The organism is Streptomyces sp. RLA012, from assembly GCF_056270325.1.
The window spans coordinates 45,206-60,928 of record NZ_JBWDPA010000007.1 but is presented as its reverse complement, the minus strand read 5'-3'; the positions used below and the strand labels follow the sequence as shown (position 1 = coordinate 60,928).

11 protein-coding genes are annotated in these 15,723 nt (G+C 75.1%); 9 read left to right on the top strand and 2 right to left on the bottom strand.

Annotation, left to right across the window (positions count from 1 at the left end):
- The first annotated feature begins 11 nt into the window (after positions 1–11).
- Positions 12–431 (top strand): hypothetical protein, encoded by a 420-nt coding sequence (locus RV986_RS54145; RefSeq protein WP_475925035.1) that lies wholly within the window; start codon positions 12–14, stop codon positions 429–431.
- A gap of 31 nt (positions 432–462) precedes the next feature.
- Here RV986_RS54145 and RV986_RS54140 read toward each other — a convergent pair whose 3' ends face one another.
- Positions 463–3,243: an AfsR/SARP family transcriptional regulator gene (locus tag RV986_RS54140; RefSeq protein ID WP_475925034.1), complete on the bottom strand. Its 2,781-nt coding sequence runs from the start codon at positions 3,241–3,243 to the stop codon at positions 463–465.
- 431 nt (positions 3,244–3,674) lie between these two features.
- On the opposite strand from RV986_RS54140, the gene RV986_RS54135 reads away from it, so the two are divergent.
- Genes RV986_RS54135 through RV986_RS54100 form a run of 8 tightly spaced genes read left to right on the top strand, consistent with a single transcriptional unit; the run spans position 3,675 to position 14,655 of the window.
- A complete protein-coding gene (locus RV986_RS54135) occupies positions 3,675–5,495 on the top strand; it encodes a fatty acyl-AMP ligase (RefSeq protein WP_475925033.1) in 1,821 nt (606 codons plus the stop codon).
- Entirely contained in the window at positions 5,492–7,264 is a 1,773-nt protein-coding gene (locus RV986_RS54130; protein ID WP_475925032.1) for an acyl-CoA dehydrogenase, read from the top strand. Before RV986_RS54135 ends, RV986_RS54130 begins: the two co-directional genes overlap by 4 nt.
- A 53-nt stretch (positions 7,265–7,317) precedes the next feature.
- The gene (locus tag RV986_RS54125; protein WP_475925031.1) at positions 7,318–7,599 is read left to right on the top strand and encodes an acyl carrier protein; all 282 of its coding nucleotides are present in this window, start codon (positions 7,318–7,320) and stop codon (positions 7,597–7,599) included.
- Positions 7,587–10,592, top strand: a complete 3,006-nt coding sequence (locus RV986_RS54120; protein ID WP_475925030.1) for a type I polyketide synthase — start codon at positions 7,587–7,589, stop codon at positions 10,590–10,592. Before RV986_RS54125 ends, RV986_RS54120 begins: the two co-directional genes overlap by 13 nt.
- The gene (locus RV986_RS54115) at positions 10,589–11,647 is read left to right on the top strand and encodes a 3-oxoacyl-[acyl-carrier-protein] synthase III C-terminal domain-containing protein (RefSeq protein WP_475925029.1); all 1,059 of its coding nucleotides are present in this window, start codon (positions 10,589–10,591) and stop codon (positions 11,645–11,647) included. Before RV986_RS54120 ends, RV986_RS54115 begins: the two co-directional genes overlap by 4 nt.
- Positions 11,644–13,551: an HAD-IIIC family phosphatase gene (locus RV986_RS54110; protein ID WP_475925028.1), complete on the top strand. Its 1,908-nt coding sequence runs from the start codon at positions 11,644–11,646 to the stop codon at positions 13,549–13,551. The genes RV986_RS54115 and RV986_RS54110 overlap by 4 nt, the downstream gene beginning before the upstream one ends.
- Positions 13,541–13,798: a phosphopantetheine-binding protein gene (locus tag RV986_RS54105; protein WP_475925027.1), complete on the top strand. Its 258-nt coding sequence runs from the start codon at positions 13,541–13,543 to the stop codon at positions 13,796–13,798. Before RV986_RS54110 ends, RV986_RS54105 begins: the two co-directional genes overlap by 11 nt.
- Positions 13,795–14,655: a 4'-phosphopantetheinyl transferase family protein gene (locus RV986_RS54100; protein ID WP_475925026.1), complete on the top strand. Its 861-nt coding sequence runs from the start codon at positions 13,795–13,797 to the stop codon at positions 14,653–14,655. Before RV986_RS54105 ends, RV986_RS54100 begins: the two co-directional genes overlap by 4 nt.
- Here the strand turns inward: RV986_RS54100 and RV986_RS54095 are convergent.
- The gene (locus tag RV986_RS54095) at positions 14,635–15,624 is read right to left on the bottom strand and encodes an AfsA-related hotdog domain-containing protein (RefSeq protein WP_475925025.1); all 990 of its coding nucleotides are present in this window, start codon (positions 15,622–15,624) and stop codon (positions 14,635–14,637) included. The two genes, RV986_RS54100 and RV986_RS54095, sit on opposite strands and share 21 nt — an antisense overlap.
- Positions 15,625–15,723: the final 99 nt, after the last annotated feature.

The following is a 15,723-nucleotide window of genomic DNA, read 5'->3' as shown; positions in this document are numbered from 1 at the left end:
ACGGAGCAGACATGGCAGACCTGACCCCCGGCCGCTACCAGATCGCGTTCACCCACGAGCAGCTGCTCACCGCGCCGGAACTGAGGCCCGGCGCGCCGCTGCTCCTGCTGCCCTCGGACGGCGGTTTCCGCCAGGAGTGGGAGGTGCGCAGCGCCGGCAAGGGCATGTACACCATCAAGGCCACCGGTGACGCGGGCCTGTACGTGGGCTTCGACGGCGAGCCGGACATGCACGAGCTGGCCCTGCTGCTCCCCGAGCCCCGTCAGTGGAAACTGCTTCCCGGCGCCGAGCCGGACACCTTCTCCGTCGCCGTCCCCGACGCCCCGATGCGGCTGGGCCTGAGCCTGCTGCGGATCTACCCGCCGCGTATCGCGCTGGCCCCCGAATACGGTGACCCCTACCAGGCCTGGATGTTCAAGAACATCGGCTGACGTCGGCCGGTGCCTGCCGGCCGCTGCGGGCTCAGCAGCCGCTGGGTGCCAGGCGCCACACCCCGGGCCGTACCTCCGACCAGCCCGCGGGCCGGTGGCCCCGGCCGTTCACCCGATCCAGCCACCGGCGGGCGTAGGACTCCAGGCGCGCATCGCGCAGTGCCGTCGCCAGGCCCAGGCAGTCGGCGAAGTGCGCCTCGGCCGCATCCGGCCCGGTGCTCTGCAGGGCCAGCAGGCCCAGCACCCGGTGCGCCTCGTAGCGGCCCCGGGGGTCGTCGGCGACCGCGTCGAGCGCGGGCGAGAGCAGCGCCGCCGCCTCCTCCAGCCCGCCCGCGTCCAGCTGCAGGTCGGCCAGGCCGACCAGGGCCCGGCCGCGTTCGGCGGCCGCCGGCGCGGCGTCGGCCGTCAGCAGCGCCCGCTCGTAGAACTCGCCGGCCGCCGCGAACCGCCGCCGCTGCCAGGCCAGGTCGCCCAGCGACCGCAGCAGCCGGGCCTCGGCGGCGAGGTCCTCCTGGCGCCGCACCGCGTCCAGCGCCAGGGTGTGACAGGTCTCCCAGGCGTCCCAGGCCGCCCGGGCCTCCAGGAAACCGGTCATGGCGTCCGCGAGTTCGGCCGTCCGCGCCCACAGGCCGGCCGCATGACACCGGCGTACGACGTCCACCAGCCCGTCCTGCCGCCGGCTGAACCACTCCAGCGGATGCGTCCCGCGCCTCCCGGCCTCCGCCCCGGCCTCCGCCCCGGCCTCCGCCCCGGCCTCCGCCCCGGTCCCGGCTCCGGTCCCGGCTCCGGTCCCGGCTCCGGGGCCGGAGCCGTCGGCCGCGCGCAGCTGCGCGGCGAACTCGGCCGCCAGCCGGGCGGTGGCCGCCCGCGTCTGGGCGGCCGGGCACTCGGCGGCCAGGCACTCCAGGGCCAGCAGCCGCCACAGCGGGTGCAGCCGGTGGTGCGTGCCGTGGTCGGGACCGCCCGCCACCCGGCGCAGCAGCCGCGCCTCGACCAGCCCGTTCAGCAGTTCACCGGTCTTGGCGATGTCCTCGCCGAGGACCGCGGCGGCCGTCCTGGCGCCGAAGGGCCCCGCGGGCACGAGCCCCAGCAGGCGGAAGGCGTGCCGCAGCACCGGCTCGGTCTCCTCGTAGGAGGAGCGCAGCCGGTCGTGGAAGCCGGGGGCCGCGGCGCTCAGTTCCGGCAGCCTTCGTTCCTCGCCGCGCAGCCGGGCGGCCAGCATGTCCAGGCCCCAGTGGGGGCGCGAGGCCAGCCTCGCCGCGGCCGCCCGCAGTGCCAGCGGCAGTCCCTCGCACAGCGCGGCGATCTCCCGCACCGACGCCTCGCCGCCGCGCTGCGGTATCAGCCGGCCGGCCGCCGCGGTGAACAGCCGCCGGGCCTCGTCCTGGGGCAGGACGTCCAGTTCCAGCACCCGGTCGGTCAGCCCGTCCGGGACCCGCCGGCAGGTGATCAGCGCGGTGCTGCCCGGGGTGTCCGGCAGCAGCGAGCGCACCAGCGCCGGGGAGCGGACGCCGTCCAGGATCAGCAGCATCCGCCGGCCGTCGGTCAGCCGGTGCAGCACGCGGCGCAGCGCGGCCTGGTCGGACGGCAGCGGCCCCTCCACCCCGAACCGGCGCAGCAGCCGCGTCAGCGCGTCCGCCGCGTCCGTCTGCTGCGGCCCGCCCAGTTCGAGGAAGACCCGGCCGTCCGGGAAGAGGCCGTCCAGTTCGTGGCCGGCGGCGACGGCGAGCGCGGTCTTGCCGGTGCCGGCCGCTCCGGCGACCGCCGCGCAGCCGCCGGCCGGGACGTCGCGCAGCAGCGAGCCGAGCCGGTCCAGTTCCTCGGCGCGGCCGACGAACACCGGGTCGCGCGCGGGCAGCCGGTCCAGCGCCCGGCCGGGCAGCCGCACCGCACCCGGTGCGGCCGGTGCGGTGGGTGCGGCCGTGGTCCGCGCCGTCCCGTCCGGTGCGGGGGTCTCCCGCGGCATCCCGCCGGGCGCGGGGGCCGCCTGGGGTGTCCTGCCGGGCGCGGGGCTCTCCTGCGGCGCCCGGCGGGCCGGCGCCGGGCGCAGCAGTTCCGGGTCGCCGGCCAGGATCCGCTGGTGGAGCTGCTGGAGCTGCTGGCCCGGTTCGATGGCCAGTTCCGCCACCAGGGCCCGGCGCAGCTGCGCGAAGACCCGTAACGCGTCCGCCTGCCGGCCGGCGCAGTACAGGGCCGTCATCAGCAGCATGTGGAACTCCTCCCGCATCGGCATCTCGGCCACGACGGACTGGAGTTCACCGATCAGGCTCTGGTGGTGGCCGAGCTGGAGCTCGGCGCGGATGCGCTGTTCCAGGGCGGCGGCCCGGACCTCGGCCAGCCGCACCGAGGCCCGGGCGAGCAGCGTGCCGTGCGGGGTGTCGGAGGCCAGCGGCGCACGCCACAGCTGCAGCGCACGGCGCTGCAGATCCGCCGCGGCGGCGTGGTCGCCGCGCAGCAGCGCCGCCCGGCCGCTCTGGTGCAGTTCCTCGAACACCGTCAGGTCCAGCTGCGCCGGGTCCAGGTACAGCGCGTATCCGGGCGGGCGGGTGACCAGCGCGTCCCGGCCGTACTCGGGGTCGGCGGCCTGCAGCAGCTTGCGCAGCTGCGAGATGTAGACCTGCAGGGTGGTCTTGGCGGTGCGCGGCGGGTTCTCCCCCCACAGCTCGTCGATGAGGCCGTCCACCGAGACGATCTCGTTGGCCCGGATCAGCAGGGTCGCGAGCACCGCGCGGATCTTGGCGGCCCGGGGCGTGACCGGTTCGGCCGCCGCGGACGAGGTGACTTCCAACGGACCCAGAATCCGAAATCGCATGCCCCCACCTTCTTCTCGGTCGCGCCGGCCGGCGGGCGGGACCGGGACGGCCTGTGCGCCCGGGCCCCTTGTCGGCAGTCCCCGCCGTCCCGCGGCCCTGTTCCCGTGTTCCCCGTCGGCCCGGGGCAGCGGGATTTGGCCCCGCCGCCGCTCGCCGGTGTCCGGGGCCCCGGCCCCGAGCGGGCGCGGCGGCCCCCTCGGGTGTGGTGAAACCCGCTGGCCGGGCGGCCGGCGGAAGTCCGAAGCCAGACCGTGCTGCCTCACTGTAGGCGGCACCCACTCCCCAAAATCGGACAGCCGTACCCCTGATTTCTGTGAAACGGGAGCGCATCGCAAGCGGCGCTTTAGCCCGCGATCTCACGATGGGCGTGCTTCGGCGGCAGAAGGGGCCTCCTGTGCCCCGCCTCGAATGCGACACGAGGGGGCTGACGTTGACCGCTGCATTCACCACCTTCACCCAGCTGATCCGGGAGCGGGTCGCCGAACGCGGCGACACGGACGCCCAGATATTCCTGCGCGGTCCCGGCGGCGCCGAACATCTCACCTACTCCGCGCTCGACCGCCGGGCCCGCGCCCTGGCGGTGCGGCTGCGCGAGTACGGCGTCCAGGGCCAGCCCGTGCTGCTGCTGTACCCGCCCGGCACGGACTTCCTCGTCGCGTTCGTCGGATGCCTGTACGCCGGTGCCATCGCGGTGCCCGCGCCGCTGCCCGGGGACCGGGGCGAGCGGCTGCAGCGGGTGTCCGGCATCCTCAGGGACACCCTGGGCAGGCTGGTGCTGACCGACTCCGAGCACGCGGCGGACACCTCGCTGTGGCTGGCCGTCTCCGGCCGCGGAGAAACGGTTTGCCTCGCCACCGACCTCGACGACACGGCCGCCGCCGCCGATGCCTGGCAGGCCCCGCGGACGGGCCCCGACGACCTCGCCTTCCTGCAGTACACCTCCGGCTCGACCAGCAGCCCGCGCGGGGTGATGGTCACCCACCGCAACCTGCTGGCCAACCAGGAGGCGCTGCAGCACCTCCTGGGCACCACCGCCGCCGACCGCTTCAGCAGCTGGCTGCCGCACTACCACGACATGGGCCTCATCGCCCATGTGCTGCACCCGCTGTGGCTGGGCACCTGGTCCGTCCAGCTGCCGCCGGTCTCCTTCATCAAACGGCCCGTCAGCTGGCTGCGCTCGATCGGCCAGTACGGCCTGACCGTGGGCGGCGGCCCCAACTTCGGCTACGACCTGTGCACCCGCCGCGTCACCGATGCCCAGGTCGGCGAACTCGACCTGTCCAGCTGGCGGCTGGCCCTGTGCGGCGCCGAACCGGTACGGGCCCAGACCCTGGACGCCTTCGCCCGCCGCTTCGCCCCGGCCGGCCTGCGCGCGGCGAGCCTCTACCCCGGCTACGGGCTCGCCGAGGCCACCCTGGTGGTCTCCGGCGGCGAACCGGGCGTGCCCGCCCGCCGGCTGGCCGTGGACGCGGCCGCCCTGGAACACGACGAACTGCGCGCCCCGGCCGCGGACGCACCCGCCCGCACCCTGGTCGGCGCCGGACAGGTGCACGACTTCGACCTGCGTGTCGTCGACCCGCTGGCGGGCCGGGAGGTGCCCCCCGGACGCGTGGGGGAGGTCTGGCTGCGCGGCGACAGCGTCGCCCAGGGATACTGGCGCCAGCCACTGGAGTCCGCCCGTACCTTCCATGCCGCGCTCGGTGAGTCGGGCGGCTTCCTGCGCACCGGCGACCTGGGCGCCGTGCACGACGGCGAGCTGTACATCACCGGACGCCTGAAGGAGGTCATCATCCTCAACGGGCGCAACATCTACCCCCAGGACGTGGAGTGGGCGATCCGCGAGATCGGCCCCGCCTTCGGCGCCGGGCACGGCGCGGTGTTCACCGTCGGCGCGGACCGCGAGCAGCTCGTCGTGATCCAGGAGGTACGCGCCCCCCGCGCGGGCACCGAACGCCTGCGGTCGCTGGCCCGCGATGTCCAGGCCCTGGTCGGGCAGAGCTTCGACGTACCGGCCGGCAATGTCGTCCTCCTGCGCCCCGGCACCCTGCGCCGCACCACCAGCGGCAAGATCCAGCGCACCCTGATGCGCACACTGTTCCTCCAGGGAGAGCTCTCCCCGCTCTACGAGGTCCTCGACCCGGCCGTGCACGCCCTGCGCACCCGGTCCGCGCCGGACGGCGCCGAACCGGACGGCGCCGGACCGGCGGGCGGCGGGCCGGCCGGCGACACGGTGCGGAGCGGCTCGTGGTGAGTGCCGCGCCGACGTCGGCGCTGCTGACCCAGCCGCTCCTGCCCGGCCTGCCCGAGAGCCAGGCCCCGGCCCGGGTCGCGCGGCTGGAGGCGCTGCTGGGCGACCCGGCCTCCCCGTCCAACCCGGTCGGCTACCGGGCGCTGCTGCAGGCCGACCGGCGTGCCGTGCTGTCCGCCGAGGCCGAGGGGCTGCTCGACGACTTCGGCATGAGCCGCGAGTTCGTGCCGACGCAGCTGGGCGGGCGTTTCGACTCCGCCGAGACCCTGCTGCGGGTGATGCGCCCGGTCTTCCGCCGGGACGTCGCCCTCGGGGCCGGCTACGGCATGACCACCTTCATGGCCGCCTCCGACGTGTGGATGCAGGGCAGCGCCGCGCAGCGGTCCTGGCTGGCGGGCCTGCTGCTGGCGGGCTCCAAGGCGGCCATCGCCCAGCACGAGACCGCCCACACCAACGACTTCGTCCGCAGCGGGGTGCGCGCGCAGCCACACGCCCAGGGCCTGTCGGTCACCGGCGCCAAACCGGTCATCAACAACCTGCACCGCGCCGACGCCCTGGTGCTGTTCTGCCGCACCGAACCCCAGCCGGGCACCACGGGCAGCCACTCGGCGCTCCTGCTCGACCCGCACACCCTGCCCGCCGACCGCTACCGGGTCACCCGCCGGCCCGCCGCCCTGGGCCTGCGCGGCTGCTACTTCGCCGGCGTGGAACTCGACGCGTGCACCGTCGGCCACCACACCCTGCTCGGGCCGCTGGGCAGCGGCGTGCCGACCGCCCTGCGCTCCTTCCAGGTCAGCCGCACCCTGATGGCCTCCCTGGTGTCCGCGGCGGTGGACACCGGCCTGCGCACCGCCGTCCTGGTGGACCGCAACCAGGGGCCCGGCCGCTCCGGGCTGGACCCCGCCGACCCGCAGCACACCGCGGGCACCCTCGCCGCGGCCTTCGTCAACCTGCTGCTCTACGACTGCATGGCCGTGGTGGCCACCCGGGCCCTGCACCTGCTGCCCGCCGAGACCAGCGTCTACTCCGCGGCGGTCAAACTGCTGCTGCCCAGAGTGCTCAGCGAGACCATGTACGACCTGGCGACCGTGCTCGGCTCGCAGATCTACACCCGCGAGGGCACCGTCGGCATCTTCCAGAAACACATCCGCGACGTGCCGGTGGTCAGCCTCGGCCACGCGGGCACCGCCGCCTGCCAGGCGACGATCATCCCGCAACTGCGGGCCCTGGCCGAGGAGTCCTGGTTCACCGGCACCGAGGCGCCCGCCACCCTGTTCCGCCCGGGCGCCCCGCTGCCGCCGTTCGACTACGGCCGGCTGTCCCTGGCCTGCGGCCGCGACAGCGTCAGCGCCACCCTGCTGGCCACCGCCGCGTCGCTGCCCGGCGCCACCCCCGCCGAGCGCACCCTGCGCGAGCTGGCCGGGCAGATGACCGTCGAACTGCACGAACTGCGCAGCCGGGTGCTCGCGCTGCCGCCGGTGGACGCCGCCCATCCGGTGGGCCCCTCCTGGTTCGCCCTGACCGACCGTTACGTGCTGGTGCTCGCCGCCGCCTGCGTCCTGGGCGTGTGGCGCCACAACCAGGGCGGCCCCGACCCCTTCCTGGCCGACCCCGCCTGGGCCGCCGCCGCCCTGCACCGCATCGCCCAGCGGCTGGGGATCCCCGCCGCCGACCTGCCCGCCGAGTGCACCGCACGGGTCCACCAGGAAGTCCTGGCCCGCTACGGGGACCGGCGCAGCTTCGACCTGTACAACACACCGCTTCCGGGCTGAGCACGGGCCCGCAGCACCGGAACCCAGAAACCCAGAAACAAGGAGCCGTAGGGATGACTCCCTCCCCGCCGTGGCACACCGAGGCACCGCTGTACCAGTGGCTGACCGCGCACCTCTCGGTCTATCTGGACCGGCTGCCCGAGAGCATCGACCCGACGGTGCCACTGGCCGAGTACGGCATGGACTCGGTGTGCGCGCTGAGCCTGTGCGGCGACATCGAGGACGACTTCGGCATCGCGGTCGAGCCGATGCTCGTCTGGGACCATCCGACGGTGGCCCACCTGGCGGCCCATCTGACGGTGCGCGGCGCGGACGCGGACCGGTGGCAGCGGTGAACGCCGTGGCGGTGGTCGGCCTGGACTGCGTCTTTCCCGCGGCCCACGGCATCGAGGCCTACTGGGAGCTGCTGATGCGCGGCGGCGACGCGATCGGCCCGCTGCCCGCCGGCCGCGGCGGCCCGGGCTTCGACGACACCGTCCGGGGCGGCTTCGCCGACGACGTCGCCGTCTTCGACAACGACTTCTTCACCATCGCGCCCCGCGAGGCGGCCGCCATGGACCCGCAGCAACGGCTCCTGCTGCAGTGCGCCTGGCGGGCCCTGGAGGACTCGGGCCGCTCCCCGTCCCGGCTGGCGGGCAGCGACACCGGTGTCTTCGTCGGCGTGATGGGCAGCGAGTGGGCCCAGCTGCACATGGGCGACTACGCACGTGTCACCCCGCAGCTCGGCGCCGGCAGCAGCACGGGCATGACCGCCAACCGGATCTCCTACCACCTCGACCTCAAGGGCCCCAGCCTCGCGGTGGACACCGCCTGCTCCTCCTCGCTGGTCGCCGTGCATCTCGCCGTCAACTCGCTGCTGTCCGGCGAGTGCTCCACCGCACTGGCCGCCGGTGTCAACATCGTGCTCAGCCCCGCGCTCGGCATGGTCTACCAGCAGATGGGCCTCAGGGCCCCGGACGGCCGGTGCAAGCCGTTCAGCGCGGATGCCGACGGCATCGGCCGCAGCGACGGCGCCGGCGTGGTGGTGCTGCGCCGGCTGGAGGACGCGCTCGCCGACGGCCAGCGCGTCTACGCCGTCATCCGCGGCACCGCCGTCAACCAGGACGGCCGCAGCAACGGGGTCACCGCCCCCAGCCGCTGGTCCCAGCAGGCCGTGGTGGCCGCGGCGTACCGCAGGGCGGGCGTCGGCGCGGACCAGGTCCGCTTCATCGAGGCGCACGGCACCGGCACCGCGCTCGGCGACATCATCGAGTGCGCGGCCCTCGGCGAGGTGCACGCGGTGCCCCGCGACGAGCCGTGCGCGCTCGGCTCGGTCAAGGGCAACATCGGCCACACCGAGGGGGCCGCGGGCATCGCCGGCCTGATCAAGACGGCGCTGGCGCTGCACCACCGCATCGTGCCCGCCAGCCGGTTCGCCGTCCGCGAGAACCCCCGCCTGCGGCTCGCCGAGCGGGGGCTGGCCCTGCTCAAGGCCCCCCTGCGGCTGCCGGCCGGCGAGGTGCTGGCGGGGGTCAGCAGCTTCGGCATGGGCGGCACCAACGCCCACGCCGTCCTTTCCTCCGCCCCCCGCGCGGTGCACGCCGCGACCCGCGCTCCGGCCACCGCCGGGGTGTTCACCCTCTCCGCCGACACCCCCGAGGCACTGCGCCGCAATCTGGCCGCCCAGGCCGAGGCACTGGCCCGGCGGCCGCGCGGGGACGCCGCCCCGGTGTGCTGGACCAGCAACCAGACCAAGACCGGCCTGCCCTACCGGGCCGCCTTCACCGCCCGCGACACCGCCGAACTCGCCGCCGCCCTGGCCGCCGCCGCCGACGACGAGCAGACCCGCTCACGCGTCAGCGACCGCGCGCTGCGCCCCGCGGCCGTCGCCTTCCTCTACCCGGGACAGGGCTGCCAGGAGCCGGGCATGACGGCCGGCCTCTACCGCGAATCGGCCGCCTACCGGCGCCACCTGGACGACGCCGACGACGCCCTGCGCCCCCACACCGGCGCCTCGGTACGGGACCTGATCCTCGCCGCCGACCCCGCCGTGCACCGCACCCGCTGGGCGCAGCCCGCCCTGTTCGCCGTCGCCCACGCCCTCACCCAGACCCTCGCCGAACTGGGCGTGGTGCCCGACGCCGTCCTCGGCCACGGCAGCGGCGAGTACGCCGCCGCCGTCGCCGCGGGAGTGCTCGCGCTGCCGGACGCCGCCCGCCTCGTCGCCGCCCACGCCGCCGCCGCGGACGGCCTGCCGGACGGCGGCCTGCTGGCCGTGCGCGGCGGCGAGGAGGAGATCGCCGACGTCCTCGCCGCCCACCCGGGGCTGTTCCTGGCCGCCGTGGACGGCCCGCGCGACACCGTCGTCTGCGGTACCGCGGACGTGCTGGAACAGGCTGCCGGGGCACTGGCCGAACGCGGGCTGCGCACCCGCAGGCTCCCCGTCGAACACGCCTGCCAGGGCCCCGCGGCCGCCGCCGCCGCGGCCCGGGCCGCCGGCCTGGCAGGACCGGTGACGGCCGCCCCGGCCCGGATCGCCCTGGCCTCGGCCCGCCACGGCCGGATGCTCGGCGACGAGCTCCTGGACGCCCCCTACTGGGCGGACCTGGCCACAGCGCCGGTGCGGTTCGCCGACGCGCTGGCCGCCCTGGTGGCCGAGACCGCCCCGACCTGCCTGGTCGAACTCGGCCCCGCCGGGCACCTGCTGCGCCTGGCCGGGCGGGCCGACCTGCCCACCGGCATCCGGCTGCTGCACCCCGCCCCCGGCCAGGGCGCCACCGCCACCGACCTGGCCGAGGCGGTGGGCGGGCTCTACCTGAGCGGCGTCGAGCCGCGCTGGGACGCCCTCTACGAGCCGGCCCACCGCCGCACCGAACGCCTCGCCCCCTACGTCTTCTCCAGCGCGCGCCGCTTCTGGCAGACCGCCCCCGCCCAGGAACCCGCCGCCGACCTGAGCCCTGTCCCCGCCTCCGTCCAGGTGTCCCTCCCGGCCCAGGCATCCGGGCGGCCCGCGGCTCCGGCCGCCCCCGCCGCACCGCACCCGGCCGCGCACCGCTGCGCCGCACCTGACGACCCGGCCGACGGCCGCCGGGACGACGCACTGTCCGCGGTCATCGACGCGGTCGTGGAGGTCGGCGCCTACCCGCGCGACCAGGTCGACGCCGCGGCCCGCATCTACGAGGACCTCGGCTTCGACTCGGTGATGATCATGCAGCTGAAGGACCGGATCGAGCAGCGGCTGCCCCAGGCCACGGGCCTGACCATGCAGCAACTGCTGCCCGCACTGCGCTCCGTGGGCACACTCGCCGTCCTCGTACGGGAGCTGACCGGCACGGGGGTCACGGTATGACGACACGCACCGCACCCCTGCACCTCGCCGGCACGGGCAGCGCGCTGCCCGCCGAACCCGTCGACAACGCGGCCCTCAGCGGCCTCTTCGGGATCAGCGAGGACTGGATCGACCTCTTCGTGGGCACCCGCACCCGCCACTTCGCCTGGGACCCGGCCACCGGGAAGGTCACCCACACCCTCGCCGACCTGAGCGCCGAATCGGCCGTCCGGGCACTGGCCGCCGCCGGGATGGACACCGCCGACCTGGACTTCCTGGTGCTGTCCACCGCGACCCCCGACGCCCTGCTGCCCACCACCGCCAACCAGACCGCGGACCGCCTCGGCCTCAACCACCTGCCCACCTACCAGCTCCAGGCCGGCTGCTCGGGCGCCGTCCAGGCCCTCGACGTGGCCCGCGCCCTGCTGGCCGGCGGCCACCGCGCCGGCCTCGTCGTCGCCGGTGACGTCACCGCCCGGTTCCTGGAGGCCGGGCAGGACGCCTCCGCACTGGCCACCCAGGAACTGGTCAACTACGTCCTGTTCGGCGACGGAGCCGCGGCCGCGGTGGTCACCGCGGACCCGCAGGGCGAGGCCGTCGCCGTCCGCGGCCTGCTGCACCGCTTCGCCGGCCTGGGCCGCGCACCGGGACAGGTCGTCGACTGGCACGGATCCGCCGCCCCCGACCCCCACCGGCAGATGCTCTTCGAGGACTACAAGACCATCGAGGAGCAGGTCCCCGCCCTGGCCGGGGAGATCCTGTGGGAACTGCTCAGCACGGCCGGCTGGAGCCCGCAGCAGGTCGACTTCATCCTGCCGCCCCAGCTGTCGGGACACATGACCGACCGGATCGTCGCCGGCCTGGGCCTGCCGCCCGGCTGCCGCGAGGTGTCCTGCGTGCGCGACACCGGCAACACCGGCAACGCCCTGCCGCTGCTCCAGCTCGACCGCCTCCTGCCCCAGCTCGAACCGGGGGAGCGGGCCCTGTCCGTCGTCGTCGAGTCCAGCAAATGGATCAAGGCGGGGCTGGCACTGGAACGGCCCTCCCGGCCCGGGGAAGCAGGGCGCACCCGATGACCACCGCCCTGGACGAACTGCGCACCCTGCACCGCGCCGGCACGCTGGCCGCGGCCTACCCCGAGGTGGCCGTGCTGCTCGCCCGCCTCACCGACGCCGCCGACCGCTCCGAGGAACAGACCGCCGAGGAACTGACCCGCTGCGGAAGCCTGCTGGCACGGCTGCGCCCCGAGGACGTCCTCGCCCACCATCCGCACACCCCCGCCGTCACCGTGGCCGTCACCGGCCACTCCGCCACCGCCCAGCTGACCGACCCGCTGGTCGCCGAACTCGCCCGGCACGGCCTGCTGGCCCGCCCGGTCACCGGCGACCACGGCGCCTACCTGCGCGACCTCACCGACGAACACAGCGAACTGCGCCGCTGCCGGCCCGAACTGACCCTGTGCGTACTGGGCGCCGACGCGGTCGCCGAACAGCTTCCGCTGCCCTGGACGGTCACCGACGCCGAAGAGGCCTGCGCCCGGCTGCTGGACCGCCTGCAGAGCGTCGCCGCCGCCCACACCGCACACGGCACCGGCGCCCTGGTCCTCAACACCCTGCCACTGCCCCGCCACCTCACCCACCAGATCATCGACCAGCAACAGCGCGCGCTGCTCGGCGCGGTGTGGCGGGAGTTCAACGCCCGCCTGCTGCGGCTGACCGCCCAGCACCCCGCCCTGGCCGTCGTCGACCTCGACCCGCTCATCGCCTCCGCGGGACCGGCCACCGACGCCCGCCTCGCCCTCTACACCCGCAGCGCCTTCAGCGCCGCCGTCTTCGCCGCACTGGCCCGCGAAGCCGTGCACGTGCTGCGCGCCCGGCGCGGCATGACCAGGAAATGCCTCGTGCTCGACCTCGACCACACCCTGTGGGACGGAGTGCTGGGGGAGGACGGACCGGACGGCATCGACTGCGGCCCCACCCTGCGCGGCGAGCCCTACGCCGCCCTCCAGCGGGTGGCCAGACAGCTCGCCGCCCAGGGCGTACTGCTCGCCGTCAGCAGCAAGAACGACCCCGGCCCGGTCCGCGACGTCCTGCAGACCCACCCCGACATGACCCTGCGCGCCGAGGACTTCGTCAGCGTGCAGGCCGGCTGGGACCCCAAGGACACCGCCCTGCACACCATCGCCCACGACCTGGGCATCGCCACCGACGCCCTGGTGTTCGCCGACGACAGCGCCGCCGAACGCGCCCTGATCCGCCACCGCCTGCCCGAGACCGCCGTCGTCCCGCTGGGCGACGAGCCCGCCTGGCACGTCACCCGGCTGCTGGCCGACGGCTGGTTCGACACCCCGCACGTGACCGACGACGACCGGGGCCGCACCGGGCAGTACCGGGCCGCCGCCGCCCGCACCCGGCTGCGCGGCAGCACCGGCTCCCACGAGGAGTACCTGCGCGAACTCGCCATCGTCGTCCGCATCTCCCCGCCCCGCCCCCACGAACTGCCCCGCGTGTCACAACTCTCCCTGCGCACCAACCAGTTCAACCTCACCGGCGAACGCATCGGGCCGGAGCGGATCTCCGGCCCGGACACCGGCCCCCGCCCGCTCGCGGTACGCGTCAGCGACCGCTACGGCGACAGCGGCCTGGTGGGCGCGGTCTTCGTCCGCGACGGCGCCGACGGCCTGTACATCGACAACATGCTCCTCAGCTGCCGGGTACTGGCCCGCGGCATCGAACAGGGCTGCCTGAGCGCGGTGCTCTCGCACGCCCGCGGCCGCGGCCTGCCCGCGGTCCGCGCCCGCTACCGCGCCACCCGCGCCAACGCGCGCTCCCGCGGCTTCTACCCCTCACTCGGCTTCGTGCCCGAGACACCGGACGACGGGGTGGAGACACTCTTTCGGCACGACCTCGCCGCCATCCCCGCAGCGCCCGGTCACCTGACCGTGCAGGCCGACTTCGAAGGAGACACCGATGAGCCCTGACAGCACCGCCGGCCTCGCCGGCTTCCTCGACGCGGTGCGCGACGGGCTCGGCCTGGACCTGACCGAGGAACAGGCCGCCGCCGACTTCGACCTGCTGCCCGACTGGGACTCGGTGCACCTGCTGCGCCTGGTGATGCTCCTGGAACGCGAGACGGGCCGCAGCGTCCCGGTCAGCCGCGTGCTCCAGGCCCGCAGCCTGCGCGAAATCCACTCACTGGTCACGACCGACGGGACAGACACCCGATGAACGCGGCAGGCGGGGACCTGATCGGTGTGACCGCGGAGGGCACCGACTGGTCGGCGGTCCGCGAGGACCTGCGGCGCTACGGCACGGCGGTGGTCCACGGCCGGCTCGCCGACTGGCGCCCGCAGGCCGCCGACGGCCCCGCGCTGCGGGCGGTGCTGGGCCGTGACTGGTCGCGCTACCGGGACATCGGACACCCGGAGATCCGGGGACGCTACGCGGCCTCGCGCCGGCTGCTCAAACACGCGGCCGCGGCCGCGCTGCGCGCCGAGGCGGTCGACCTGGAACTGGCCTACGGGCCGACCGGACGGCCCTATCTGCGCGGCTGCGACCAGATCGACATCAGCCTCAGCCACACCGACGACCTGCTGCTGGTCGGCCTGACCAGCCGCGGGCTGATCGGCGTGGACGCCGAACGCGCGGACCGCAGCATCTACGCGCGGGGCCTGGCCCGGCACATCTGCACACCGCACGAACAGCGGATGCTCGCCGACCTGCCGGAACCGGAGCGCAATCCGAGCCTGGTACGGCTGTGGACACTCAAGGAGGCCTACAGCAAGGCGATCGGCCAGGGCATCCAGTTCCGCTTCAGCGAGTTCGGCTTCGGCCCGGACAGCCGGCCCACCCAGGTGAACCGGCCGGACGGCACCGCGGGAGCGGGCGACGAGTGGACCCTGCGCACCCTCACCCTGGACAGCGGCCCCACCGCGTTCGTCGTCAGCATCGCGGTGTACGACGCCGGCATGGGCCGCACCCTGGACACGGAGATCACCACGATGCTCGACGCCGAGGCCGCGGCGGCCATCCAGGAGGCACTGGACGCCGAACAGCGGGAGTGGTCACAGATCCTCGACAACTGAGATCACCGCCTCCGTCACCGCCCGCCCCGCCTGGGTCAGGGTCAGGGCCAGCGGGACCAGCGGCCGCCCCAGGGCGTCCTGCCGGGCCGGCTGCGCGACCGCGACACACCGCAGCGGCAGATCGGGCTCGGCGTGGCCCCGGAAGTGCGTGTGCAGCGCGACCGGCGCGCAGTGCCGCGGGTCCAGGCGGTGCAGCCGGTAGGCGGTCAGCAGCGCCGTCTGGCGCAGCACTTCGAGCAGCAGCGCGGACGCGGGGGCCCCGTCCTCCCGGGCCAGCCCGGCCGGCCAGGTGCAGGGCGGACGCACCGCCGCGGACAGCCGGTGTCCCTCGACGCTCACCGGCGAGCGCAGCAGGACATTGGCGGCGCTGGCGCGCCCCACCTCCGCGGGACCGGGGCACGGCGCCCCGTCCGCGGCGGCCTCGTGCTCGGCGTGTCGCCCTGCCGCGGCGAGGACGGTGTGCCGGGAGTGCTCACGGTGACTGCGGTGCACCATCGGGGCGAGGAAGAGCAGATTCGCCGACCCGGTGCCCGCCGCGGCGCCGTCGATCTCCAGCAGCGTGTCGAACTCCAGGGCCCGCGGAACGCCGGAGATCACCTTGTCGGGCCGTACCCGCATGGTCACCGTCAGCGTGCCGGGACCGGAGTGGCGGCGCCAGGCGCCCACGTCACCGGTCTCCAGGCCGAACCGGTAGAAGACCGCCACCCGGTCGTCCGGGACACCGAAGTGGGCCTGGCCGATCCCCCCGCTGACCTGGCTGACCATCGCCATGGCCGCCTGCGGGTCGTGGAAGCGGTCATGGCCGTCGTTGAACAGCGGGTGGGCGGTGGGCAGTTCACCGGTGAGAACGAACTCCTGCCCCCGGTCGTCGGGGCTGTCCGGCGTCTGCGGACCGAAGTGCTGCGGCCGGTGCACCAGATGACGGCTGCCGTATCCGTGCCCCGCTGGCGCGGGCCGGGAAGTCTCCAACGGCTCACCCTCCTGGGCTGTGTGCTGGTTCTGTGCTGCTGGACTGAACCAGACTGCCGTGCACCGCACCCCGCGGACCACGCCCGCCGGGTGGCAGGT

Bases quoted from the DNA above. Each gene is read 5' to 3' on its own strand.
- RV986_RS54145 (WP_475925035.1), top strand. From the start codon at position 12: ATGGCAGACCTGACCCCCGGCCGCTACCAGATCGCGTTCACCCACGAG.
- RV986_RS54140 (WP_475925034.1), bottom strand. From the start codon at position 3,243: ATGCGATTTCGGATTCTGGGTCCGTTGGAAGTCACCTCGTCCGCGGCG.
- RV986_RS54125 (WP_475925031.1), top strand. From the start codon at position 7,318: ATGACTCCCTCCCCGCCGTGGCACACCGAGGCACCGCTGTACCAGTGG.
- RV986_RS54115 (WP_475925029.1), top strand. From the start codon at position 10,589: ATGACGACACGCACCGCACCCCTGCACCTCGCCGGCACGGGCAGCGCG.
- RV986_RS54110 (WP_475925028.1), top strand. From the start codon at position 11,644: ATGACCACCGCCCTGGACGAACTGCGCACCCTGCACCGCGCCGGCACG.
- RV986_RS54105 (WP_475925027.1), top strand. From the start codon at position 13,541: ATGAGCCCTGACAGCACCGCCGGCCTCGCCGGCTTCCTCGACGCGGTG.
- RV986_RS54100 (WP_475925026.1), top strand. From the start codon at position 13,795: ATGAACGCGGCAGGCGGGGACCTGATCGGTGTGACCGCGGAGGGCACC.